Here is a 25,352-nt window from a genome sequence, read left to right as displayed (position 1 = left end):
TTATTGCATTTATCATGCTTCACCAGCTAAATAAACGATGGTATAGATATATTATACCAGTTCCATTAAGTTTGTGATCTTGTTGTGCGCAGGAAAAATAATTCAAGGTAAGGCGCTCGATTGAGCAATAGCTGGCTATTGGGAGTGAGAGCAACACAGCCTTGAGCTATTTTAACTAGTACAAGTGAGCAATAACTTAATGTAATTGGTATTAGTTAGTGAAGCATGAGTTTAGATCTCTGCTTGGCGTGCAACGGCACTTCACCCAAGGGGAAGTAGACACAGAACTCTTCTTTGCATTCCCCCACTGTAACCTGAACAGCAAAGCACATAGTGAAAGAGAATAAAGCCTGAGAGAATTACTCGAAATAATAAAACAATTCTGATCCCTTTGATTTTTCTAATCTTCCTTTAGTTATTTAAGCTTCAATTCCCCAACCATCAGTATAACCATTAAACTGAGTTACTATTTGTTCAAACTGAGCTTCTTGAGCAATAATTGCATCATAAAGAGGGAGTACTTTTATTGAACAATCTAAATCCCACGCTTTTGGATTTTCATCAATGTGAACATCGCAAATAATATCAGGTGCAATTTCAGCAAGATGAGCTGCCATAGCCTCTGCTTGTTCTTGTGTTTCAAATAGGTGAAAAAAAACAATAGTATGCATCACAGTTAAATCGATACCTGCTTTTTGCATTTCAAACAATACTTTACCTGTTTCATCTTTTGGGAAGTTCATATTACTCTTCAAAGCTATAAAATTAATGGCGGTATTATAAACGGCAATGTTTTAAATGAAAATGAGTATCTGTCTAATAATTTTTAAATACTTTGGTGAAAGCTTAATGTCTACCTGACCCCGCTTATTATGACCCCACTTATTAATAATTATTCAATTGACATCACAAAAAAACAAGACTAAATTAAGACCACTAGCGTGAATTAAGTCTTGGTGGACTGTGCTAGTTGATAAAACGGAGAGTAAACTATGAACATAAAACCAATCAGCTACATGAAAGCAAATGCTGCCAGACTACATGCTGAACTTGAATTTGAACCAATGTACGTTACACAAAATGGGAATGAATCTCTTGTTGTACAAACAGCGGAATCTTATCAAGCTCAACAAGAAAAACTTGCATTTATGGAGCTAATGATAAGCCGTGAAATAAATATATCTAAAGATAAGGTTAGCGATTTAGATGAGTTTCTTTCATCCATTTAGACAAATAAAATGAAATTTTTAATTGAAGAAAATGCAAAAATAGATATTAAATTGGCCATTAGTTGGCTAGCTAAAAAAATACCCGCTGATGAAGCAAAAGCACAGATATTAGCAATAATTTATGATGTGAAAAATCAGCTAATCGTTCACCCCAATTCAGGAACAAAGTGCCAATTTAATTTTGAAAACAAATATCGTGAAATTATAAAAAATAACTATCGCACTATATACAAATTGGATCAATTAAAAGAAGAAATCACGATAATCCTGTTTTGTCATACACGTATGAACTTTCAATCATTATTATCACAAAGTAATATTTACAATAAAAGTATCGTGTGAAGCAAACAAAAAACCCGCTTCAAAGCGGGTTTTTATTAAGAATTACAAGCTGTAAGCGAATCGCTTACCAACCTGTTTTCTCTTTAAGTGCTGAGCCAATTTCAGCTAAAGAACGAACAGTTTTAACACCGGCCGCTTCTAGTGCTGCAAATTTCTCATCAGCTGTACCTTTACCACCGGCGATAATCGCGCCAGCGTGACCCATACGCTTACCTTCTGGTGCAGTAACACCAGCAATGTAAGATACTACAGGTTTAGTAACGTTCGCTTTGATATATTCCGCCGCTTCTTCTTCAGCAGTTCCGCCAATTTCACCAATCATTACAATTGCTTCAGTTTGTGGATCGTTTTGGAACATTTCCAATACGTCGATGAAGTTAGTTCCTGGAATCGGGTCACCACCAATACCTACACAAGTAGATTGGCCAAAACCTGCATCAGTCGTTTGCTTAACGGCTTCGTAGGTTAACGTACCAGAACGTGAAACAATACCTACTTTACCTGGTAAATGGATATGACCAGGCATGATACCAATCTTAGTTTCGCCAGGAGTAATAACACCTGGGCAGTTAGGACCGATCATACGAACGCCGGATTGATCAAGCTTAGCTTTAACGTCAACCATATCTAAAGTAGGAATACCTTCAGTGATAGTAACAATAAGCTCGATGCCTGCATCAATTGCTTCTAAAATTGCATCTTTACAAAACGGAGCTGGAACGTAGATAACTGTTGCTGTTGCGCCAGTTGCTTCTACTGCTTCACGTACTGTATTAAATACTGGTAGGCCTAAATGCGTTTGACCGCCTTTACCTGGGCTTACGCCACCAACCATTTGTGTACCGTACTCAAGTGCTTGTTCTGAATGGAATGTACCTTGACCACCAGTGAAACCTTGACAAATTACTTTAGTATCTTTGTTAATTAAGACAGACATTATTTGCCCTCCGCAGCTGCTACAACTTTAGTTGCTGCATCAGATAATGACTCAGCAGCAATGATATCTAAGCCAGAGTTTTTAAGAACATCACGACCTAGTTCAGCATTAGTACCTTCTAAACGTACTACAACAGGTACTTTAACGCCGACTTCTTTAACCGCGCCAATAATACCTTCAGCGATCATGTCACAACGAACGATGCCACCAAAGATGTTAACTAAAACAGCTTTAACGTTGTCGTCAGAAAGAATGATTTTGAATGCTTCAGAAACACGTTCTTTAGTCGCCCCGCCGCCAACATCTAGGAAGTTAGCTGGCTTGCCGCCGTGTAAATTAACGATATCCATTGTGCCCATTGCAAGGCCGGCACCGTTAACCATACAACCAACGTTGCCATCTAAGGCTACGTAGTTTAATTCAAAGCGTGCTGCATGAGCTTCACGTTCATCTTCTTGAGATGGATCGTGGAACGCGCGCATTTTAGGTTGACGGTATAAAGCATTACCATCGATACCAATTTTGCCATCTAAACAGTGAAGATTACCTTCGTCAGTAATAACTAACGGGTTAATTTCTAATAAGGCGAAATCGAAATCTTCAAACATTTTTGCAAGACCTAAAAAGATCTTAACAAATTGCTTCATTTGCGTTGGGTTTAAACCTAACTTGAAGCCTAATTCACGTGCTTGGTATGGTTGAGCGCCAACAAGAGGATCGATTTCAGCTTGATGAATTAACTCAGGAGTCTCTTCAGCAATCTTCTCGATATCAACACCGCCTTCAGTAGAGGCCATGAATACTACTCTACGACTAGCGCGGTCTACAACCGCACCAAGATATAATTCGTTAGCAATATCTGTACAGCTTTCTACCAAAATTTTAGCCACTGGCTGACCATGTTCGTCAGTTTGGTAAGTCACTAAGTTTTTACCTAACCAGTTTTGGGCGAAATCTTTAATTTCTTGTTTTGTTTTAACTAGCTTAACACCGCCAGCTTTACCACGGCCACCGGCGTGTACTTGAGTTTTAACAACCCACATTGTGCCGCCGATTTTATCAGCTGCTTCTGCCGCTTCTTGAGGAGTGTCGCAAGCGAACCCTTCAGAAACTGGTAAACCATATTCAGCGAATAATTGTTTCGCTTGATATTCATGCAAATTCATGGTGTTTTATCCATTTATCTGTAGATGAAAATGGCAATAATCATAAAATTACTACCATCGAAAAAAGTCGACAGATTATAGTACAAAAGCCCTAAAGAACATAGTCCTTAGAGCCTAATACTATAGTCTACGTCGAACAAAAGATTTTATTATTACTACTTACTATATGTTCAGTAACAAGCGTGTTGGGTCTTCCAACAGCTCTTTAATAGTTACTAAGAAACCTACAGATTCTTTGCCATCAACTAAACGATGGTCATAAGAGAGTGCTAGGTACATCATAGGTAAAATTTCAACTTTGCCATTAACAGCCATTGGGCGGTCTTGGATTTTGTGCATACCCAAAATTGCCGCTTGTGGTAAGTTAAGAATAGGTGTTGAAATTAATGAACCAAAAACGCCGCCATTAGTGATAGTAAAATTACCACCTTGCATTTCGTCCATAGTTAATTTTCCGTCACGACCTTTAATCGCTAAGGCGCGAATACCGTTCTCGATACCAGCCATGCTTAATTGATCAGCATCACGTAATACGGGGGTAACTAAACCACGTGGCGTAGACACCGCAATCGATATGTCGAAAAAGTTATGATAAACAATGTCATCACCGTCAAGTGACGCATTAATCGCTGGGTAGCGCTTAAGAGCTTCAGTTACTGCTTTAACGTAGAACGACATAAAACCTAAACGGGTATCATGAGTTTTTTCAAATACGTCTTTATATTGCGTACGAAGATCCATAATTGGCTTCATGTTAACTTCGTTAAACGTGGTTAACATGGCCGTTGAATTTTTCGCTTCCAATAAACGTGTTGCGATTGTTTTACGCAAACGTGTCATCGGTACACGTTTTTGTCTACGCTCACCTAATGCGGCAGAAGCTTGTGCAGTTGGCGCTGGCGCCGCTGCTTTAGCTGGTGCTGCTTTTGGCGTACTTTTAGCAGAAAGGGCTGCGGCTTCTACGTCTTCTTTAGAAATACGACCGCCCTTACCTGTGCCAGTAACATCGCTAGCCGTTAGACCTTTTTCGGTCATTAAACGACGTACTGATGGGCCAGCTAGTTCGTCTGAACTGATAGCCTCTTCAGCCGAAGCAACTGGCGCTGCGCTCGTTGTAGCACCGGCGTTAAGCTCACCCAGTTTTTGGCTGCCTAATACCGTATCACCTTCAACGTGGATTATTTTGCCAATAACGCCATTTTCTTGCGCGACGACTTCTAAAACCACTTTGTCAGTTTCAATATCAACTAAGTTTTGATCAACAGTGACTGTATCGCCTTCAGCAACGTGCCACGATGCTACCGTTGCATCAGCAACTGATTCTGGCAATACTGGCACAACAATATCAATCACTTTAACTGCACTGTCTGATGTTTTAGATGCCGTTGCGGTGGCTGCAGCTTTTTCTGGTGCAGCTTCTTCACTCTTGCCTTCAGATGCTTTACCTTCAGACAAAATAGCAATAACTTGCTCGCCTAAAACCGTAGCACCTTCAGCTTGAGATATCTCAGTAATAACGCCATCTGACGTTGCTGGTACTTCAAGTACCACTTTGTCAGTTTCGATATCTACTAATACTTGATCACGAGACACTTTGTCGCCTACTTGTACATGCCAAGTCGCTATTGTTGCATCTGCAACTGATTCAGGTAAAACGGGAACCTTGATTTCGGTTGTCATTTATATAATTCCTTACACACTCTTAATTAATCTCTTTATAAAAAAGAGGGTCTATTCCACATTAAGCGCGTCATAAACTAGCGCCTGTTGTTCTTTTACGTGTACTGACATATAACCTACAGCTGGTGCTGCAGAGGCATTACGACCTGCATATGTCAAATAGCCTTTTTCAGGGAGTGCCGCTCTAAAGTGATGCTGTGAACAGTACCAAGCACCTTGATTTTGCGGTTCTTCCTGACACCAAACGAATTGCTTAACATGCTGATATTTTGCAATCTCAGCTTTTAGCTCATCTTCTGGGAACGGATATAATTGTTCGATACGAATGATAGCAACATTAGTTTGCTCATTCTTACGACGTTGGTCGAGTAGTTCGTAGTAAACTTTACCACTACAGAACACTACGCGTTCGACACTGTCAGCATCAAGTTCATCAACTTCACCAATAACATTATGGAACACACCGGTAGAAAGCTCTTCTAATGAAGACACTGCCATCGGGTGACGCAATAATGATTTAGGCGACATAACCACCAATGGACGACGCATAGGGCGTACCACTTGACGTCGTAACATATTAAACACTTGCGCTGGCGTTGACGGTACACAAACTTGCATATTGTGATCAGCACACAGTTGTAAAAATCGTTCTAAACGTGCTGATGAATGCTCTGGACCTTGACCTTCATAGCCATGAGGTAACAGCATAGTTAAGCCACATAAGCGGCCCCACTTTTGTTCACCTGAGCTGATAAATTGATCAAACACCACTTGTGCACAGTTAGCAAAATCACCAAATTGTGCTTCCCAAAGCGTCAAGCCACTCGGCTCTGCTGTGGTATAGCCATATTCAAACGCTAATACTGATACTTCTGATAGTACTGAGTCATTGACGTTGAATGGACCTTGACCCTCACGAATATTTTGTAATGGCAAGTAACAGCTAGCATCGTCTTGATTGTGTAAAACAGCATGACGATGGAAGAAAGTACCACGACCTGAATCTTGACCGGTCAGACGAACACGCTTGCCTAAATCAACAATTGAAGCATAAGCTAAGTTTTCTGCCATGCCCCAATCCAGTAATTTTTCACCGCTGGCCATTTTCACACGATCGTCGTAAATTTTATTTACCCGATTATGTACCGGAAAGCCTTCTGGAATACTTGAAATTTTATTGGCAAGTTCTTTTAACTTCTCAAGCGAAATTTCTTTATCGTAATCGTCATCCCAGTTATGACCAATATAAGGTGACCAATCAACAGAATGCTCTGTCATCGGACGCCACTGTTCTACAGTACATTGGCCTTCATCAAGCAATTTACGATAATAAGCGGTTAGCTCATCGGTCTTAGCTTTGTTCAACGAATTTTCAGCATTAAGTTTATCAGCGTAAAGTTGACGAGGTGTCGAATGCTTTTTAATTTTTTTGTACATAACTGGCTGAGTGGCACTAGGCTCATCGGCTTCGTTATGACCGTGGCGGCGGTAACAAACAAGATCAATCACCACATCACGTTTAAATTCATTACGGTAATCAAGGGCGATTTGTGTGGCTAAGATCACCGCTTCAGGGTCGTCACCATTAACGTGAAGAATAGGGGCTGAAACCATTTTTGCCACTTCAGTACAGTATTCACCACTGCGGGTGTCTTCTGAACTTGATGTCGTAAAGCCTACTTGGTTATTCACCACGATACGAATAGTACCGCCAACTTTAAATGCCCGTGCTTGCGACATATTAAAGGTTTCTTGCACAACACCTTGACCGGCAATTGCTGAATCACCGTGAATGGTGATAGGTAAAACTAAATCACCCTCGGTACAATCACGACGGTCTAATCGTGCACGCACAGAACCGATAACCACAGGGTTAACAATTTCAAGATGCGATGGATTAAAGGCGAGTGCTAAATGAACATTGCCACCTGGGGTGACGAAGTCAGACGAATAACCTTGATGATATTTAACGTCACCAGAAGATAAAATTTCATCATGCTTGCCACCAAACTCGTCAAATAGCTTAGAAGGGTTTTTACCCATGACATTGACTAGCACATTTAAACGACCACGGTGAGCCATACCCATCACTACTTCTTTAGCACCTTGTGTACCAGCACGAGTAATGAGTTGTTTAAGCATCGGGACTAGCGCGTCAGCACCTTCAAGAGAGAAGCGTTTTGCACCAGGGAATTTAGCCCCTAAGTACTTTTCAAGTCCATCGGCCGCGACCAATCCCTTAAATATCTCTTCTTTCTCTTCAACACTAAGCACAGCTTGTGATTGCACTGATTCCAGACGTTGTTGTAACCAACGCTTTTCATCAGTCGAGTTGATGTGCATGTATTCTGCACCAATAGAACCACAATAAGTCGTTTTAAGGGCTTTATATAAGTCGCCAAGTTTCATTGAGTCATGGCCAGTTGCCAATGAACCAATTTTAAACTCACGATCAAAATCATTCTCTGATAGATCATGGTGGGATAACTGCAGGTCACGTACTTTGTCGCGCTTCCATAACCCTAACGGGTCAAGGTTAGCATTTTGATGTCCGCGAAATCGAAAAGCATTAATGAGTTGTAAAACTTTGACTTGCTTAGCGTCGCTGCCACCTGAAACAATCACGGTTTTTTGTGTTTGCTGGGCCAACTCTTTAAATTCATCGCGGATTTCAGAATGCCGATATTCAACGTCAGCACCTTCAATTTTTGGAAGTTGTTGGAAAATACCTCGCCACTCTGCAGTAACAGATTGTGAGTTATTAAGATAAGATTCGTATAATTCTTCGATATAAGCAGCGTTTGCACCACTTAAATGGGAAGACTCTATCCAAGCCTTCATAGCACCTTCGGGCATTGCCTGTTCCTTTATGGGATAAAAGCAATCAAAACATATGTTTAAAATAAAATATCCGAGCACATTCAATAGAACGCACTCGGATGATTAAATTAAACCGCTCTGGTTAGCAACATTGACTTAATATGGCCAATGGCTTTGGTTGGGTTTAATCCTTTCGGACAAACGTCAACGCAGTTCATAATACCATGGCAGCGAAATACACTGTAGGCATCCTGTAAGTCTTCTAGACGCTCTTCTGTTGCAGTATCACGGCTATCGATAAGAAAACGATAAGCATGTAATAAGCCCGCTGGACCGATAAATTTATCAGGATTCCACCAAAAAGAAGGACAAGATGACGAGCAACATGCACATAAGATACATTCATAAAGACCGTCTAATTTCTCACGCTCTTCAATAGATTGTAAATGCTCACGTGCTGGTGGATTTTTACCATCATTAATAAGGTAAGGTCTGATTTTTTCATATTGATTATAAAACTGAGTCATATCAATAACTAAATCACGTATTACCGGTAAGCCTGGCAATGGGCGTAAAACAATTTTCTTTGCTGCTACAGCAGACAAAGGAGTAATACAGCCTAAACCATTTTTACCATTAATATTCATACCATCAGAGCCACAAACACCTTCACGACATGAACGACGAAATGATAATGTTGGATCTTTCTGTTTTAATAAAGTTAAAGCATCAAGTACCATCATATCTGAGCCTTCTGGAATCTCCAGCTCATAATCTTTCATGTAAGGTTTGTTATCAACATCAGGGTTGTAACGGTAAATCGAAAAAATTTGTTTCATCGTTAGTTCTCCTAGTAAGTTCTTGCTTTCGGAGGGAAAGCTTCACGGTGGACCGGTGCCATATTTACGTTACGCTTAGACATAGATTGTGTCTCTGGCGAATAAATACTATGGCATAACCAATTTTCATCATCACGAACAGAAAAATCTGCACGCGCATGGGCACCACGTGATTCAGTACGGAAATTAGAAGCTTTTGCCGTACAAAAAGCAGTTTCCATCAAGTTATCTAACTCTAAACACTCAATACGTTGCGTGTTGAATTCTGAAGACTTGTCATCAAGGCTGGCATGTTGAATACGTTCACGAATTTCTGTTAATTCTTTCATGCCTTCAGCCATGGCATCACCTTCACGAAATACTGAGAAGTTGAATTGCATACACTTTTGTAGATCTTTACGAATCTCAAATGGGCTTTCACCTTTAGTAGATGACTCCCAACGATTTGCACGAGCTAATGAAGCTTCTAAATCAGACTCAGAGGCATCTGTACCTGCTTGGGTATCGTTTAGGTAAGTCCCTAAGAAATTACCAGCAGAACGACCAAACACCACTAAATCAAGTAAAGAGTTACCGCCTAAACGGTTAGCACCATGCACAGATACACAAGCAATTTCACCAACCGCAAATAAGCCTTCGACAATCGTTTCTTTACCTGTTTCTGGGTTAAAGTTGATCGCTTGACCATTGACATTACAAGGTACACCACCCATTTGGTAATGACAGGTTGGTATAACTGGAATAGGCTCTACTGCTGGATCGACATGGGCGAATGTTTTTGACAAATCACAAACACCAGGTAAACGTTTTTCTAGCGTTTCACGACCTAAATGATCAAGTTTAAGTTTAAGATGTGGACCCATAGGGCCATCAAAACCACGACCTTCACGAATTTCGGTCATCATAGATCGAGCAACAACATCGCGTCCTGCTAAATCTTTAGCATTTGGCGCATAACGCTCCATGAAACGTTCACCGTCTTTGTTTAGAAGATAACCACCTTCACCACGACAACCTTCAGTTACTAGCGTACCTGCACCAGCAATACCTGTTGGATGGAACTGCCACATTTCCATGTCTTGCATTTGTATGCCAGCACGAACTGCCATGCCAACGCCGTCACCGGTATTGATATGAGCATTGGTGGTTGATGCATAAATACGACCAGCACCACCAGTAGCAAGTACTGTTGCACGAGCTTTAAAGTAAACTATTTCACCTGTTTCAATGCAAATAGCGGTAGTGCCAACAATAGCACCGTCACTATTTTTAACTAAATCTAAGGCATACCATTCTGAGTAGACGTTAGTTTTGTTTTTAACATTCTGTTGATACAAGCAATGCAGTAATGCATGACCTGTACGGTCAGCTGCTGCCGCTGTACGTGCCGCTTGCTCGCCACCAAAGTTTTTAGATTGACCACCGAATGGACGTTGGTAAATTTTACCTTCTTCAGTACGAGAGAAAGGTAAACCCATTTTCTCTAGTTCAATGATGGATTCTGGACCTGTTTTACACATATATTCAATAGCGTCTTGGTCACCGATATAATCAGAACCTTTAACCGTATCGTACATGTGTTGTTCCCAATGATCTTCATGGGCATTACCCAAGGCTACGGTAATACCGCCTTGCGCTGATACCGTATGAGAACGAGTAGGAAATACTTTTGAAATCAAAGCACAAGATTTGCCTGATTCCGATATTGCTAGAGCGGCACGCATACCTGCACCACCTGCGCCAATAACAATGGCGTCGAATTCACGAATTGGAACGTTCACTTACACACCCCACACAGTTAGTAAGCCTGCTGCAAGATATACAAGCAACAGAACAGAAAAAATAAATTGCAAACCACCACGTAAAAGCGCTGGTTTAATGTAATCAGAAAGTACTTGCCAAACACCAATCCACGCATGAACTAATAACGAAATGAGTGCTAATATTGTAAAGACTTTAGTGGCAAAATTACCAAAAAATGCCTGCCAGATTTCAAAAGTCACATCTGAAGTTGTAACAAAAAAACCGGTAAGATAAAAAGTATAAAGTGCTAAAATTATTGCACTTGCACGAACAAGTACATAGTCATGTACGCCACTACGGCCTACTGTTGCTGCATTGTTTACCATAACTTGACCCCTACCACTATAGTAAGCACTAACCAAAGTGCGATAACAAATTTTGCCGTAGCATTACCCGAAGCTAACTCTTCAAAATAACCTAAATCCATCATTAAATGACGAATACCGCCAAGTAGATGATAGATAAGAGCAGAAAGCGTACCGAGGATAATTATTTTGAAAAATACACCACTAAGTAGTGTCTCTATTTGGCTGAAACCTTCAGCAGAAGATAGGGATAAAGAAAGCGTCCACAATAAAATACCAATAGCAAACACCATGATTACACCTGATACTCGGTGTAATATAGAAGCATTAGCTGCTGCATGCATTTTAATTGTTGACAAATCTAAGTTTACAGGACGTTGTTTTTTCACGATTGTCGCCTAAGGAGCTCTTGGAGCATTCAACTTATTTGTTTGTACGCTACCTAACTAATTTACCGAGTTAGATAACCCCTTTCGATTCAAATTATATTTCTACACTTAATAATTGAATGCAAAAAAAAAGAATTCAGATCGACCCGATTATATAGATGAAATCCATTAATTACAATTCTCTTGCCGACAAATTAGAGCGTATTTTCAAGGCTTGTAACTAATTATCAACCAGACTTTACAAATATCTATTCGCACTTTTGACTTTAGTCTAAGTGATAAACAAACGAATTGACTTATAGGGGGTGATCTGAAGTAGAATGGTGCTAGTTTTATATTAACAAAAATTGTCTAAACACTTAGTTTTAACAATTTTCAAGATAAGCAATTAATGGGGACGAAACATATGGCTGATTCAAAAGCCTCTCTTAGTATCGACGGTAATGTAGTTGCAGAATTGCCAATTCTTAAAGGTAGTGCCGGTAACGATGTTATAGATATCCGCACGCTAGGCGCCGCAGGCTACTTTACCTACGACCCAGGTTTTATGGCAACAGCGTCTTGTGAGTCTGAGATCACTTTCATTGATGGTGATAAAGGTATCTTACAACACCGCGGTTATGCGATAGATAGTCTTGCTAAACAAGCAGATTACTTAGAAGTTTGTTATATCTTATTGCATGGTGAAGCACCAAATAGAACGCAATATGATGAATTTAAAGGTATTATCAACAACCACACTATGGTGCATGAAAAACTAGTACACTTTTTTCATGGCTTTCTCCCTGATGCGCATCCTATGGCGATGCTATGTGGTGTTGTTGGCGCGCTATCTTCATTTTATCATAGTGATTTAGATATACACGCACCTGATCAACGTATGCGCAGCGCGCATCGCTTAATCGCAAAAATGCCAACTATTGCAGCAATGGCATACAAATATAGCATTGGACAACCATTCGTTTATCCACGTAACGATTTAAATTATGCAGAAAACTTCTTGCATATGATGTTTTCTGTTCCAGCAGAACCATATGTTGTGAGCCCAACAGTTGCCCGCGCAATGGACCGTATTTTTACGCTACATGCAGACCATGAGCAGAATGCATCAACGTCTACTGTCCGCTTAGCTGGCTCTTCTGGTGCTAATCCATATGCCTGTATTGCCGCGGGTGTTGCATCACTTTGGGGCCCTGCACATGGCGGTGCAAACGAAGCATGTTTAACTATGCTTAATGAAATTGGTTCATTGGACCGTGTTGACGAATATGTTGCTAAAGCGAAAGATAAGTCTGACCCTTTTCGCTTGATGGGCTTTGGTCATCGTGTTTATAAAAACTTCGACCCTCGTGCTACGGTAATGCGTGAAACTTGTCACGAAGTACTAAAAGAATTAGGTATTCAAGATCCATTACTTGACGTAGCAATGGCCTTAGAAAAAGTTGCACTTGAAGACCCTTATTTCATTGAGAAAAAATTATACCCTAATGTTGATTTTTACTCAGGCATCATTCTAAAAGCCATTGGTATTCCAACTAATATGTTCACGGTAATTTTTGCCATGTCACGTAACGTTGGTTGGATTGCTCATTGGGATGAAATGCTTGGTCAACCTGGACAAAAAATCGGTCGTCCACGTCAGAAATATACTGGCGAAATTAACCGTAAATTTATCCCCCTAAGTGAGAGATAAGAAAGGCTAAAGCCCTTTAAATAACTCTACCTCTTAGACATAAAAGGCAACCTCTTGGTTGCCTTTTTCAATTTAAAATCTTGTTCTGCTATGAAATCAGTTATTGCTCAACTTGGTATTAATATATCGGATAGACAAACTTCTGTACATTGGTGTTGCAAACACTATATTGTTACAACAAATTTCATAAGTAAAACGGTATTCTATTTGTGCTTGATCATATTTTAATCGTCGATGAAAGTCGCTTAGTACGAGAAGCTCTTGCTAAAATATTACTCTCCTGTGGCGTTAGAAAAAATGCCATTGCTTGTATTGAAACTGCTGAAGACGCAATAGAATATGCTCAATTTTCAACCATAAGCTTATTGATTTGTTCAGAAAACTTAACCAGCAAAAATAGCTTTAATTTTCGTGATGAATTAGTAGAGACATCAAATATAAAACAACTGCCATTAATGGTGCTCTCGCATCAAATTGATGAAGAGAATTTAGAAAAAAATCAGCATATAAAATCTGCATTAAGTAATAGCATTTGCCTGTTTCCACCTTTTAAAAAACAACAGGTAATCGAAGCATTATTTGCATTGACCCAAGACACTATATTTACCAATCAACCTCATCCAGATAGTGATACCTTGTCAAAGCCTGTTACTGACAAAAAACCTGTATTACTTGAACAAAAACCAACTATCCTTGTAGTTGATGATGAAAGCAGTAACATCGATGTAGCCGCTGGAAACCTGCGTGATCTTTACCGCGTAATGGCGGCGAAGTCAGGTGAACATGCACTAAAAATAGTGGCGAATAATACACATAATATTCGCTTAATTTTACTTGATATTATGATGCCAAAAATGGATGGCTACCAAGTTTGTAGGAGTCTGAAAGACAATGAGGTAAGTGCCAGTATCCCTGTAATATTCCTGAGCGCTAAAGCACTTGTTGAAGACATAAAATATGGTTTTGATTTAGGTGCTGTAGATTATATTACCAAACCATTAAATGGTGATTTGCTGCGTGCTCGTGTTGCTACACACATCCGCTTACAGCAGCAAAAGCTAGACCTCTCTGCGCAGGTAGCTACCCTTAAAGAAAATGCTAAGTTACGTGAAGATATTGAGAAAATCACTCATCACGATTTAAAAGCACCTTTAAACAACATTTTATTTGAAACATATCGTTTAGCTGATAAAAAAGCAGCAAAATCAATTAATCGCGCAGTAAATAATGTTGTTAACATGGTAAATAACTCGCTCAATGTATACAAAATCGAGCAAGGTATTTATACACTAATGCCACAAGCAACTAACTTAAAGCTATTGATTAACGATGCTATCAATGCGGTAGCCACTATTAGCCATGATAAAAAACTCCACTTTGCATTAAATGGCTTTGATACTGAACATGCCATTATGGCTGAGCCTTTACTTTGTTTATCAATTTTCAATAATTTGATCAAAAATGCAGTAGAGGCTTCACCTGCAAACCAAACGATAACAATAGAATTAACGCATAATAATAATGATATAAGCTTTAAACTAACTAACCTCGGCATTATTGCTAAGCACTTACGCTCGACGTTATTTGAGAAGTACAGTAGCTCAAACCATAGTACTGGCACAGGATTAGGTACCTATTCAGCTAAATTAATGACTCAGGTACAGCATGGCGAAATATCGTTTAATATTATTGATGAGCAACAAACACAGTTTATAGTCACACTGCCTGCGGCTTAACAATATTGTTGTAGATATTATTAAGCCGCAGCACAAAAGCACTTAATATATTCCAGTAAGCAAATAATACAGCTAATTAATACTCTCGTATACTTACCTTATATCAAGCCCACTTGGGCATAACCTAGCTAATTATTGCTTAATAAATGACTTGTTTAATCGCTCTAAACATCCCCTCTAGAGCCTAATGGTTTGACTAAAAAATCATCAATATGGCTTAGCGAAAGGCCATACATTAGCTTGTGCAGCTTATATATGGTTATTTTTAGCAGCAGATATGTCAAATATTACCCATTTTATTGCCATCAAAGATGGCTTAAAGCAGTATTTCGACAAATAACAGTGCTAATTAAGCAAATCATTTCATAAAAATCATCATTAATTTGCTAAAAAAATGACATTTATACCTATATTCATCACACATTTTTACACAAACCCTTACGGCAAGCGCCATCATTGATTAAATAACAAGCAACTTTATCTATTTATCATCGTGATATCTGTAAGTTTCTATCAGTTATGTCAATATTGAATATAAGGTTAATAAATACTAAATAAAGTCATATGATAGAAATTAAACTTAAATAAATACAAATGATCTGTTTACTGAGCAGTATATTACCTACATTCGTAGCTTTACTATAAAGTACTGCTATAATGCGCAGCGAATTTTCAAGCGAGTGGATAAATAGTGTCAGATTATCAATTAAGGTTCGGTGGTATTGCCCGGTTATACGGTAACAGCCAAAGCGAAGCGCTACAGCAGGCACACTTTTGTGTGATCGGCATCGGCGGTGTTGGTTCATGGGTAGCAGAAGCCTTCGCCCGTAATGGCATTGGGCAGATCACATTAATTGATCTAGATGATTTATGCGTAACCAATATTAATCGCCAAATTCATGCCTTAACTGATACTGTAGGCTTAAGTAAAGTTGACGTTATGCGCGATAGAATAAAGCAAATTAACCCTGAGTGCTTGGTTAACACCATAGAAGACTTCGTGACCTTAGAAAATATCAGTAATTTACTGTCAAATTCGTTTGATTATGTTATCGATGCTATCGACTCTGTTAATGTCAAGACGGCAATTATTGCGCATTGCAAACGGAATAAATTGCCAATTATTACCATTGGCGGTGCGGGTGGTCAAATTGATCCCAGTAAAATTGCTCTTACCGATTTAAGCCAAACCTTTCAAGATCCACTGTTAGCAAAAGTGCGTAACCAGCTGCGCAGAGAGTACAATTTTTCACGAAATGTGAAACGAAAATTTTCAATTGATGCGGTATTTTCCAGTGAACAACTACGCTACCCAAACTCCGAAGGTAATGTTTGCCATGCTAAACAATCAACCGATGGATCGATGCGCTTAGATTGCAGTGGTGGCTTTGGCGCAGCAACCCATGTTACGGCTTGTTTTGCTTTTTTTGCGGTTGCCAAGGCAATGGATAAATATTTGAAAAAAGCACTTAGTTAGCCTTTATATAAAGCTGCTACGTCACTATTATCATTCAATCGCTTGGTTTATTTTCTGCACAATAGCCTGTAGCCCATTACCTCGCGAAGGGCTTAAGTGTTGTAGTAAGCCTAACTTAGTGAAATAACTTTCCATGTCAAAAGCGCTTATTTGCGCCGCAGTTTTGTTATCAACCGCGGCCAATATGATGGCAAATAGGCCCCTGATAACTTTCGCATCACTGTCACCTTTAAACCGAAATAAGTCGCTGGCATCTTTATAACACAGCAACCATGCTTGGCTTTCACAACCAGAAATTAATGACAGCTCAGTTTTATCTTCAGCAGGTAAACGCAATTGCTTTTTACCCAACATCATAATTTCACGATGTTTACTGTCCCAACTTTTTGCTTTAGCAAACATAGCTAATATGTCGTCAACAGCTAGATTACGGTTGGCAAGCACATCAACGCTAATAATTTTTTCAGATTTTGGAGTATTTAAATTGTCAGTAACATCCGATATCGACTCACTTAAGCTTTGTAATTGCTGCACGGTAAAATCTATCTCTTGAAAGCTATTATATGCCGACAAAGATAAGCGGATGCAACCATCAATATGTAGATATTGCATTAAAGGCATCGCACAATGATGCCCCGAGCGAACTGCAATCCCTACACTGTCTAACGCAGTAGCCACATCATGATTGTGCTGCCCAGTAAGCGTAAATGAAAATACCGGAATGTCAGGCGCATCATTAACAATAAAACTTAAGCCTTGCACGCTCGATAGCTGCTCAAAACAATACAGGGTCAATTGTCTTTCATATTCAAGTAACGCTTTATGCCCTTGCTTTTTGATAAAACTAATCGCCGCACCCAACGCCACAACACCTGCGATATTAGGGGTACCAGCCTCAAATTTATATGGCAAATCATTAAATGTTGTTTGCTCAAAACTTACCTTTTTGATCATTTCTCCACCGGCTTGATAAGGTGGCATTTTATCCAATAATTCTTGCTTACCATACAGTACACCCACGCCTGTTGGGCCATACATTTTATGAGCAGAAAAAACATAAAAGTCGCAGCCTAATGCGCTGACATCAACACTTAAATGGGCAATTGCCTGAGCGCCATCAACTAAGGTTAACGCTTGATGCTTATTAGCTACACAAATAATCTCTTCAATTGGATTAATGCGGCCAACAACATTAGAGATATGGCTAAAACATACAATTTTAGTACGTTCGCCAATAATATCCTCTAATTGAGTAACATCTATTTCACCAGTTTGCGTTAATGGCAGTACTTTAATTTTTGCACCCGTTTGCTTTGCAACTATTTGCCAAGGCACAATATTAGCGTGATGCTCACTATAACTTAAAACAATTTCGTCATTGGGTTGTAAGCTTGTTCGTCCCCAACTCTGCGCCACTAAATTAATACTTTCAGTGCAGCCTTTGGTCCAAATAATTTCTTTACTGGTTTTAGCATTAATGAATTTTTGTGCTTTTTCTCTAACACTTTCATAAGCCACCGTTGCTTTAGCGCTTAAGGCATGAGAAGAGCGATGCACATTGGCATTATTCAATTGATAATAATTTTTATGGCTGTCAATAACACAGGTTGGTTTCTGAGTTGTGGCTGCATTGTCAAAATAAATTAAGGATTTACCATTAACCTTACTGGTAAGAATAGGAAATTGTTGACGGAAGGAAGTAAAAGAAAATTTTTCCATAAAATGTAATAGTAATTTCATTAAGTTGCGACAATTATATCTTAACTTGCTAGCTAAAATCTTTATAAGCGTGAGAAAAACTTTATATCAATAAAATATTAAACATCGTTCAGCAAAAATAAATAATTTACGCTATACCTTAAGGTGAGTAATTGGAGGAATAAATACTATGGCATTATTTTCATGGTTTCTTAGAAGGACAAAAGTTAACTCCACCAAAAATAGCAAAACATTAATAGAGGAAGAACTATCAATATTTAACAACAACACCATGTGGCCAATAGCTAAAGTAAGAATAAACACCGTGTTACAGCAGCAGGAATACGTAAATTCGGTATCACATGTAAAAAAAGCAACTAACTTCAATGCACTGAAGGAATCTAAGATAAATATACTTAAAGAACATATTAGCTGACCTTCAGTTAACTAATGAAATAAAAAATCTAGCCAATAAGTATAGTGATTTAATTGACTAGATTTTAAATCACTAAATTTAAATCACTAAGTGTTAATTAATCAAATTACTTAGCCTTTACTACAACTCTCACCTTGGCATAAAACCTTAATAAGCTAAATCTCGCCTCAGGTTAAAATAATAACTTGGCATTAAAAAGAGTTTTGGTGCTAACTCAATGATATTTAAGTACCTTTCTGGGAAATACAATTCAAAATACTCTAATTTTGTACGCGAAGATAAAGGTTTAAACGCTTGCGTCTTGCGCTGTTTATTACAAGAAGCCGTGGTAAACAGTCCTATTTCATTTTGATATTTCACTGGCGTGGCTAACGTCCAGCCTTGCTGATACTTTGACAATATCGGTGTTGAAGGTTTAATTAAATTGCGCCATGGTACCTGCGATAATATACTCGCTCGCAACTTTTCACGCTCACCCAGATAAAAATCAGCTAAAACAACCAAATTATGAGCAAAGGGGCTTTGCTGAACTTGCTGACACTTTTGATGTTGTTTTGGTAACGGATATTCATCAACAAAACCAATAAAGTGACTAAGCTCATGAATTAAAACATCAAGGTTGTCATCTTGGTCTATATACATAATGCCATGGTCAACATTAGCACCGCCTTGCTCAACAATAACACCAAGATAACGGCTGGTAATATCGTTACGTGTTATCCACACACTGGCATTACAGCTTATATTTTCGCTAACGCCATGCAGGCAATTAATCGCTTTTTCGGAAATGTATTTAGGTGTTCGCAAACAAATATATTTTGCTAACTTATGATGCGCAAATGCTGACATTAACTGTTGGCCATGTCGCAAGCCTTTTAGGCTTGTTGCAAACAATTGTACATCTACCGAACAAGCTAAATTTTTATTGGTCTTTTTTTCTATATGTTGCTCGAGTTTTTCTTCACTCTGCCTTTGACTATCGCTAAATACAGCAAAATGTTCAAGTTCATTGTACAACCCAACATTACCCCCTTGCGCTAGCATGTTTTTATGATCTTCAATAAATGCTAGTTCACCTTGATATAGCGCTACTTTATATAACAAAGCCAACGCCTTTTCATTGCCCGCAATGGGTAATAATAATGGCTTAATGTTAACGTATTGTTGTTGTTTAAAATAAATATTTGCTAAGGCTATTCGTGCAGCAACATGTTGCTGGCGTATCGCTACTTGGTACCATAGTTGGGCCGATGTTATTTGCTCATCGCGACGGAAATATTCGGCTAATTGATAAGCCGTATTGGCGTTGGAGTCACCATGGTGTTTTGCTAAATGCAGCCATGCCTCATTATTGCCATCGGCTAACAACTGAACTAATCGCTCATCCGTGTCAGTAAATAAGTCTAGCGTTTCTAGAAAAGATAATTGTTGGCGGGTTATTTCAGCATTAGCAATTTTTTCACGAGCATCAGCAATAAATAAATATAAGCTTAGCAATATAACCACGACTAAGCTTATCAAAAATCTTTTAATCATCATCAAAATTTTTGGCTGAACAAGGATTAAGGTGCACTACTTTTTAGTACAGTTTCGCGCATTAAGTCTAATTCAAGTTTGGCATACCTGTGTTCAACAAATTCATAGACGTTGGTACTAAGCGCTAGTTTAAAGAAATTAATCGCGGCATTAACATCACCCTGCATTTGACTGTACTTGCCTAAATAAAAATAGGCTTCACATAGACGTTCTGTGAGTGCTTCATTTGAGTTAACATTTTCTGCCATTTGATCAATAAAAGTACCTTGGCTCAAGTCACCTAAGTAAAGCTTAATGACATTTTTTGCCCACACTGTTTCATCTATTTGTTGTGCATACAGTACTAAGTCTTGATGCGCTTTTTGCTGATCTAATTCAACATCAGCCAAGTATTGCCACAACACGCGATAAGGGTCGTTTTCCTGATATTGTCTAAAGACCTTAAAGTCATCTGCAGCTAAGTTTGGCCGGCCACCATAATACAGCGCAATACCACGATTTAAATAAGCGTATTCATGATCAGGAGCCAACTCTATTGCAGAATCAAAAGCGTCGTATGCCTGATTAAATTCTCGTAACTGAGTAAAGTGAATGCCTAAAAAATTGTAGGCGTCTGACATATCAGGTTTTAGGTTAATCGCTTGGTTAAAGTCAAAGCGCGCTAAGGCGCGTAGACCCACTTTGTCGTATTCAACCCCGCGTTGATAAAACAATTCTGCTCGTTGGCCATCACTGATTTCAGCGCGTTGTAACACTTGCGTTAATCTTGCCAGCGCTATTTCATTTTTATAGCTAATAGCAATGGGTTCAGCAATAATAAGATCGCCAATAACAGATTGCTGAGGGCTTGTTGATAGGCAACCTTGAATGAGCAATAAAGCTGAAATAAATAATACTTTTGAAAATAAAGCTTGAGAAAATTGAGTTTTAGAAAGTAAGTGCACGAAAAGCAGTATCCTAGTGAGTATATGTACTGTGAGTATATAAAAAAGGGAGCAATTAAGCTCCCTTTTTGTGTACAAGATATTAGGTAGACTTTACAAACCCACCTAGTGTACGTAGTTTATAACAAAGAATTACTCTGCTGCGTCAGTTGTAGGTGCAACAGGTTTTTCCATCGCTTCTTTCATGCTTAAACGTACGCGACCTTGACGGTCAACTTCTAGTACTTTAACTGTTACATCTTGGCCTTCTGTCAATACGTCGCTAACCGCGTTAACACGTTCTTCAGAAATTTGAGAAATATGTACTAAACCGTCTTTACCTGGCAATACGTTGACAAACGCACCAAAATCAACGATACGTACCACTTTACCGGTATAAACAGTGCCCACTTCAATTTCAGCGGTTAGTGCAGTAATACGTGCAATAGCATCTTTAGCTTGGTCGCCATCAGTCGCCGCAATTCTAACCGTACCATCGTCTTCAATTTCAATGGTAGTACCGGTTTCTTCAGTTAACTGACGAATAGTTGCGCCACCTTTACCGATAATGTCACGGATTTTATCTTGTGGAACTTTCATGGTATGAATACGTGGAGCAAATTGAGAGATATCATCACGATGTCCGCCAATAGCTTCATCCATAACAGCTAAGATATGATTACGTGCTGCTTTTGCTTGGTTTAAAGCAAGTTGCATGATTTCTTGTGTAATACCTTCAATTTTAATATCCATTTGAAGTGCAGTAATACCACCGGTAGTACCCGCTACTTTAAAGTCCATGTCACCTAAGTGATCTTCATCACCTAAGATGTCAGAAAGTACAACAAAGTCATCGCCTTCTTTAACAAGGCCCATCGCAATACCAGCAACTGAAGCTTTGATTGGTACACCAGCATCCATAAGCGCTAATGAAGTACCACAAACAGAAGCCATTGAAGATGAACCATTTGATTCAGTGATTTCAGACACTACACGAACTGAATACGGGAATTCTTCAGCTGAAGGCATAACAGCCAACATACCACGTTTTGCAAGACGACCATGGCCGATTTCACGACGCTTAGGAGAGCCAACAAAACCTGTTTCACCAACACAGTATGGAGGGAAGTTATAATGCAGCATGAAGCTATCAGTTTTCTCACCCATAATAGTGTCAAGGCGCTGTGCATCACGTTGTGTACCTAAAGTAGCAACAACTAACGCTTGAGTTTCACCACGAGTAAAGACAGCTGAACCATGAGTTCTTGGTAATACACCCGTCATAACGTCTAAGGCGCGGATCATTTCAGGATCACGACCATCGATACGAGGCATGCCTTTGGTAATACGTCCACGAACGACTGTTTTCTCTAAGTCATGGAATAAATCTTTTGCTTCTTGCACATCTAGCGCAGGATCAGCAGCCAATAATGTTTCAATAACACCATTGCGAATATCTTTAATTTTTTCGTAACGTACCGCTTTTTCAGTGATTTGGTAAGCTTCGTTAACTTGGCTCTCAGAAAGCGCTGTAATTTTAGTAATAATATCAGCGTTTTTAACCGGTGCAACCCAATCCCATTTAGGATTGTTAACTTCTGCAGCCATTTCTTTAATCGCTGTGATAGCTGTTTGCATTTGCTCATGACCATACATAACAGCGCCAAGCATAACTTCTTCAGAAAGCACGTCAGCTTCTGATTCAACCATCAATACCGCAGAGTCTGTACCAGAAACCACTAAGTTTAACTGCGAAGCTTCTAATTCAGATTGTAATGGGTTAAGAATGTACTTGCCGTCAGTATAACCAACGCGCGCTGCACCAACAGGACCGCTAAAAGGCATACCTGAAATGGCTAATGCTGCCGAAGTACCTAATAAAGCGATAATATCTGGAGAGATTTCTGGGTTAGCAGAAACAACCGTAATAACGACTTGAACTTCGTTAGTAAACCCTTCAGGAAATAGTGGACGAATTGGACGGTCAATTAAACGACAGATTAATGTTTCTTCTTCTGAAGGACGACCTTCACGTTTAAAGAAACCACCTGGAATTTTACCTGCAGCGTAAGTACGCTCTTGATAATTAACTGTTAATGGGAAAAAGTCTTGTCCTGGTTTAGCTTCTTTTTTACCAACAACAGAGACTAATACCGAAGTATCGTCCATGCTAGCCATAACGGCACAAGTGGCTTGACGAGCAATAACGCCCGTTTCTAGAGTGACGGTATGTTGACCGAACTCGAATGTTTTAGTAACTGGATTAAACATTTAGATAGTTCCTTAGATATTTTTTGATTTTAATCAATCTGTACAATTATTTATTCACTTAGTTAATTATTAAGGCGTCACCGATAAGTTACGCACTAAGTTGAACAAAAAATTATACAGTTTGATTGATTAGTTTTTTGCAAATACGAAATTGCACGCACATTATACTTAACAGCTATGTTTTTACTAGCCTGAAAGCATAAATGATGGACTTAAAAGAGCAAAACCTGAAGATTTTCACCTATATCTGCTATTTTGACAATTTACACCACGTATAAAATTTAAAATTATAAATCAGTGCCTAAAATTGGCGTTAAAGTAAGTCACTACGTTATCCAAATACAACCTAGATAACATATAAATTGAAGAAATAAGCCCACAAAAGATACCAGTTTACCTACTAAAGCCAATATGAAAACATTGGCATATCCACTTATTTTCTGCCATAAAAAGCACTAAAAAAACTAAAATCAAAGCCTAGCAGACAGTGCAAAATTTTAATGATGATTTTAGCGCTTATTTGTATTTAACGATTACGCTATTTAGACCCAGTCAAGCTACTCGTGTTAGTACTGTTTAGCCTTGATTATCTCTCATTGACCTGCAAAAATTTTATTACTGCCGATACTGTTGTCTGGGGAGCCTCTTCGTGCGGTACATGACCTAATTTATCAAAAATAATCAATTGGCTATTAGTGATTTCTTGCGAAAATTTCACTCCAAACTTAACCGGTATTAACTGATCTTTTCTACCCCAGAGTATAAGTGTAGGTAACATTATTGTTTTAATTTTTTTTGCCAGTGGCCCAGGTAATGTTTGCTCAAAACGGGCTTTTAAAGCACTACGGTTACCTTCACGAAGCGACAGTTGGTAGTAGCGTTCAACTAATTTATCGCTGACCAATTCAGGGTTGCCATAAACATTTTTGACACTGCGTGCTACTAAAGATTTTGGTAAAACATTTTTTAATATAAGACTCGTGAATGGATTTTTTGATAATTTAAAGGCAAGTGGCATGGATGTAGACTCATAAGGATAGCCACTGGCATCAACTAGGATCAGTTTTGATACTCTATTTGGGTGCAATACCGCCGTCGCCCAAGCAACATAACCACCTAACGAGTTGCCTGCTAAGACGCTTTTATCAATCTGCAATTTATCTAATACGGCGATAACAACTTTAGCGTAATGTTCGATGGCATAGTTGTTTTGTGGATCTGGCCCCGTCAAACCAAAAGCCGGTAAATCAAAGCGAATAACTCTACGTTGCTCTTTTAATACCTCAACCCAATCGTCCCACGTATGTAATGAAGCACTTGTGCCGTGAAGCAAAATAATGGGCTCTTTATCCGATTTTGGTCCTTCATCTCTTAGATGAATATTCATTCCCGCAATATTTATAAATTGTGAAGGCTCAGGTGCCCAGCGTTTACTAAGCTCTGCCACAGATCTATCAGGCGCTTTATTTGCATAGAGATAACTGGCAAGGGAGACTATTACTATTAGCAATAGGTACAAACTATTTTTTAAAATTCTCAACGTTTTTTACGCCTCTTATTTTTATATTTTGCTATATTAATGATTGCAGCTATCTATATCAAATAAACTAATACCCGCTCTATTTAGTTCGTTGTTACGCAAAAAAAATTATTACGATCGGTATCAATAAAATGCAAAGAAACTCGGTTTTTATCCTTAATAAATAGCCTTTATTAAGCTAAACTTTTGTCTGAAAATGCAATATTAACCCATATCTACTTTCTAATTTTAACGCTAAGAATACATTATACCAGTTCCATTAAGTTTGTGATCTTGTTGTGCGCAGGAAAAATAATTCAAGGTAAGGCGCTCGATTGAGCAATAGCTGGCTATTGGGATTGAGAGCAACACAGCCTTGAGCTATTTTAACTAGTACAAGTGAGCAATAACTTAATGGGATTGGTATAATACCAGTTCCATTAAGTTTGTGATCTTGTTGTGCGCAGGAAAAATAACTCAAGGTAAGGCGCTCGATTGAGCAATAGCTGGCTATTGGGATTGAGAGCAACACAGCCTTGAGCTATTTTAACTA

At 38.9% G+C, this 25,352-nt stretch carries 20 protein-coding genes; 6 read left to right on the top strand and 14 right to left on the bottom strand.

All coding sequences use genetic code 11. From position 1 onward, the window contains the following. Positions 1 to 419: 419 nt before the first annotated feature. The gene (locus ESZ39_RS13145; protein ID WP_146880352.1) at positions 420 to 743 is read right to left on the bottom strand and encodes a ribonuclease E inhibitor RraB; all 324 of its coding nucleotides are present in this window, start codon (positions 741 to 743) and stop codon (positions 420 to 422) included. 249 nt (positions 744 to 992) lie between these two features. On the opposite strand from ESZ39_RS13145, the gene ESZ39_RS13140 reads away from it, so the two are divergent. Then, complete coding sequence (locus ESZ39_RS13140) at positions 993 to 1,229, top strand: type II toxin-antitoxin system Phd/YefM family antitoxin (RefSeq protein WP_081180883.1); 237 nt, start codon at positions 993 to 995, stop codon at positions 1,227 to 1,229. A gap of 9 nt (positions 1,230 to 1,238) precedes the next feature. Continuing rightward, positions 1,239 to 1,571: a type II toxin-antitoxin system RelE/ParE family toxin gene (locus ESZ39_RS13135; protein ID WP_146880351.1), complete on the top strand. Its 333-nt coding sequence runs from the start codon at positions 1,239 to 1,241 to the stop codon at positions 1,569 to 1,571. A gap of 64 nt (positions 1,572 to 1,635) precedes the next feature. On the opposite strand, the gene sucD is transcribed toward ESZ39_RS13135, so the two are convergent. The 8 genes from sucD to sdhC all read right to left on the bottom strand — a co-directional run bounded on the left by sucD (position 1,636) and on the right by sdhC (position 11,510). Next, positions 1,636 to 2,508, bottom strand: a complete 873-nt coding sequence (sucD, locus tag ESZ39_RS13130; protein WP_146880350.1) for a succinate--CoA ligase subunit alpha — start codon at positions 2,506 to 2,508, stop codon at positions 1,636 to 1,638. Then, complete coding sequence (sucC, locus tag ESZ39_RS13125; protein WP_146880349.1) at positions 2,508 to 3,674, bottom strand: ADP-forming succinate--CoA ligase subunit beta; 1,167 nt, start codon at positions 3,672 to 3,674, stop codon at positions 2,508 to 2,510. Before sucC ends, sucD begins: the two co-directional genes overlap by 1 nt. Positions 3,675 to 3,836: 162 nt before the next feature. Beyond that, the gene (gene odhB / locus ESZ39_RS13120; protein WP_146880348.1) at positions 3,837 to 5,354 is read right to left on the bottom strand and encodes a 2-oxoglutarate dehydrogenase complex dihydrolipoyllysine-residue succinyltransferase; all 1,518 of its coding nucleotides are present in this window, start codon (positions 5,352 to 5,354) and stop codon (positions 3,837 to 3,839) included. A 51-nt stretch (positions 5,355 to 5,405) separates the two neighbouring features. Beyond that, positions 5,406 to 8,210, bottom strand: coding sequence for a 2-oxoglutarate dehydrogenase E1 component (locus ESZ39_RS13115; RefSeq protein ID WP_146880347.1), 2,805 nt, complete (start codon positions 8,208 to 8,210; stop codon positions 5,406 to 5,408). 92 nt (positions 8,211 to 8,302) lie between these two features. Beyond that, entirely contained in the window at positions 8,303 to 9,013 is a 711-nt protein-coding gene (locus ESZ39_RS13110; protein ID WP_146880346.1) for a succinate dehydrogenase iron-sulfur subunit, read from the bottom strand. Positions 9,014 to 9,024: 11 nt separating this feature from the next. After that, positions 9,025 to 10,794 carry a succinate dehydrogenase flavoprotein subunit gene (gene sdhA, locus ESZ39_RS13105; RefSeq protein WP_146880345.1) on the bottom strand — a complete coding sequence of 590 codons (1,770 nt, stop codon included), beginning with the start codon at positions 10,792 to 10,794 and terminating at the stop codon, positions 9,025 to 9,027. Continuing rightward, on the bottom strand, positions 10,795 to 11,142 hold the full coding sequence (gene sdhD / locus ESZ39_RS13100; RefSeq protein ID WP_146880344.1) for a succinate dehydrogenase, hydrophobic membrane anchor protein: 348 nt from the start codon (positions 11,140 to 11,142) through the stop codon (positions 10,795 to 10,797). Continuing rightward, on the bottom strand, positions 11,136 to 11,510 hold the full coding sequence (gene sdhC / locus ESZ39_RS13095; RefSeq protein ID WP_146880343.1) for a succinate dehydrogenase, cytochrome b556 subunit: 375 nt from the start codon (positions 11,508 to 11,510) through the stop codon (positions 11,136 to 11,138). The genes sdhD and sdhC overlap by 7 nt, the downstream gene beginning before the upstream one ends. A gap of 406 nt (positions 11,511 to 11,916) precedes the next feature. On the opposite strand from sdhC, the gene ESZ39_RS13090 reads away from it, so the two are divergent. The 3 genes from ESZ39_RS13090 to tcdA all read left to right on the top strand — a co-directional run bounded on the left by ESZ39_RS13090 (position 11,917) and on the right by tcdA (position 16,416). Next, entirely contained in the window at positions 11,917 to 13,203 is a 1,287-nt protein-coding gene (locus tag ESZ39_RS13090) for a citrate synthase (RefSeq protein ID WP_146880342.1), read from the top strand. Positions 13,204 to 13,412: 209 nt separating this feature from the next. Further along, positions 13,413 to 14,939, top strand: coding sequence for a hybrid sensor histidine kinase/response regulator (locus ESZ39_RS13085; protein ID WP_146880341.1), 1,527 nt, complete (start codon positions 13,413 to 13,415; stop codon positions 14,937 to 14,939). 691 nt (positions 14,940 to 15,630) lie between these two features. Next, complete coding sequence (tcdA, locus tag ESZ39_RS13080) at positions 15,631 to 16,416, top strand: tRNA cyclic N6-threonylcarbamoyladenosine(37) synthase TcdA (RefSeq protein ID WP_146880340.1); 786 nt, start codon at positions 15,631 to 15,633, stop codon at positions 16,414 to 16,416. A 30-nt stretch (positions 16,417 to 16,446) separates the two neighbouring features. Here the strand turns inward: tcdA and ESZ39_RS13075 are convergent, their stop codons facing one another. Continuing rightward, positions 16,447 to 18,156, bottom strand: a complete 1,710-nt coding sequence (locus ESZ39_RS13075; protein ID WP_223270382.1) for a SufS family cysteine desulfurase — start codon at positions 18,154 to 18,156, stop codon at positions 16,447 to 16,449. 148 nt (positions 18,157 to 18,304) lie between these two features. Here ESZ39_RS13075 and ESZ39_RS13070 point away from each other — a divergent pair, with 148 nt between their 5' ends. Then, the gene (locus tag ESZ39_RS13070; RefSeq protein ID WP_146880339.1) at positions 18,305 to 18,550 is read left to right on the top strand and encodes a hypothetical protein; all 246 of its coding nucleotides are present in this window, start codon (positions 18,305 to 18,307) and stop codon (positions 18,548 to 18,550) included. A 147-nt stretch (positions 18,551 to 18,697) separates the two neighbouring features. Here the strand turns inward: ESZ39_RS13070 and ESZ39_RS13065 are convergent, their stop codons facing one another. The 4 genes from ESZ39_RS13065 to ESZ39_RS13050 form a co-directional block, all read right to left on the bottom strand. Beyond that, on the bottom strand, positions 18,698 to 20,056 hold the full coding sequence (locus tag ESZ39_RS13065; protein WP_191321792.1) for a hypothetical protein: 1,359 nt from the start codon (positions 20,054 to 20,056) through the stop codon (positions 18,698 to 18,700). 56 nt (positions 20,057 to 20,112) lie between these two features. Beyond that, positions 20,113 to 21,030, bottom strand: a complete 918-nt coding sequence (gene nlpI / locus ESZ39_RS13060) for a lipoprotein NlpI (protein ID WP_191321791.1) — start codon at positions 21,028 to 21,030, stop codon at positions 20,113 to 20,115. A gap of 132 nt (positions 21,031 to 21,162) precedes the next feature. Continuing rightward, positions 21,163 to 23,280 carry a polyribonucleotide nucleotidyltransferase gene (gene pnp / locus ESZ39_RS13055; RefSeq protein WP_146880337.1) on the bottom strand — a complete coding sequence of 706 codons (2,118 nt, stop codon included), beginning with the start codon at positions 23,278 to 23,280 and terminating at the stop codon, positions 21,163 to 21,165. 586 nt (positions 23,281 to 23,866) lie between these two features. Then, on the bottom strand, positions 23,867 to 24,820 hold the full coding sequence (locus ESZ39_RS13050) for an alpha/beta fold hydrolase (RefSeq protein WP_146880336.1): 954 nt from the start codon (positions 24,818 to 24,820) through the stop codon (positions 23,867 to 23,869). Positions 24,821 to 25,352 lie beyond the last annotated feature (532 nt).

The sequence above is a fragment of the Colwellia sp. C1TZA3 genome, assembly GCF_007954265.1.
GTDB lineage: Bacteria > Pseudomonadota > Gammaproteobacteria > Enterobacterales > Alteromonadaceae > Cognaticolwellia.
This window is presented reverse-complemented; position numbering and strand designations above follow the sequence as displayed.

What these genes read in the sequence shown, in the direction of transcription:
- ESZ39_RS13070 (WP_146880339.1), top strand. Translation starts at nt 18,305, where the DNA reads ATGGCATTATTTTCATGGTTTCTTAGAAGGACAAAAGTTAACTCCACC.
- ESZ39_RS13075 (WP_223270382.1), bottom strand. Translation starts at nt 18,156, where the DNA reads ATGAAATTACTATTACATTTTATGGAAAAATTTTCTTTTACTTCCTTC.
- ESZ39_RS13090 (WP_146880342.1), top strand. Translation starts at nt 11,917, where the DNA reads ATGGCTGATTCAAAAGCCTCTCTTAGTATCGACGGTAATGTAGTTGCA.
- sdhD (WP_146880344.1), bottom strand. Translation starts at nt 11,142, where the DNA reads ATGGTAAACAATGCAGCAACAGTAGGCCGTAGTGGCGTACATGACTAT.
- ESZ39_RS13135 (WP_146880351.1), top strand. Translation starts at nt 1,239, where the DNA reads ATGAAATTTTTAATTGAAGAAAATGCAAAAATAGATATTAAATTGGCC.
- ESZ39_RS13115 (WP_146880347.1), bottom strand. Translation starts at nt 8,210, where the DNA reads ATGCCCGAAGGTGCTATGAAGGCTTGGATAGAGTCTTCCCATTTAAGT.
- sucC (WP_146880349.1), bottom strand. Translation starts at nt 3,674, where the DNA reads ATGAATTTGCATGAATATCAAGCGAAACAATTATTCGCTGAATATGGT.
- ESZ39_RS13110 (WP_146880346.1), bottom strand. Translation starts at nt 9,013, where the DNA reads ATGAAACAAATTTTTTCGATTTACCGTTACAACCCTGATGTTGATAAC.
- ESZ39_RS13140 (WP_081180883.1), top strand. Translation starts at nt 993, where the DNA reads ATGAACATAAAACCAATCAGCTACATGAAAGCAAATGCTGCCAGACTA.
- odhB (WP_146880348.1), bottom strand. Translation starts at nt 5,354, where the DNA reads ATGACAACCGAAATCAAGGTTCCCGTTTTACCTGAATCAGTTGCAGAT.
- pnp (WP_146880337.1), bottom strand. Translation starts at nt 23,280, where the DNA reads ATGTTTAATCCAGTTACTAAAACATTCGAGTTCGGTCAACATACCGTC.
- ESZ39_RS13145 (WP_146880352.1), bottom strand. Translation starts at nt 743, where the DNA reads ATGAACTTCCCAAAAGATGAAACAGGTAAAGTATTGTTTGAAATGCAA.
- sucD (WP_146880350.1), bottom strand. Translation starts at nt 2,508, where the DNA reads ATGTCTGTCTTAATTAACAAAGATACTAAAGTAATTTGTCAAGGTTTC.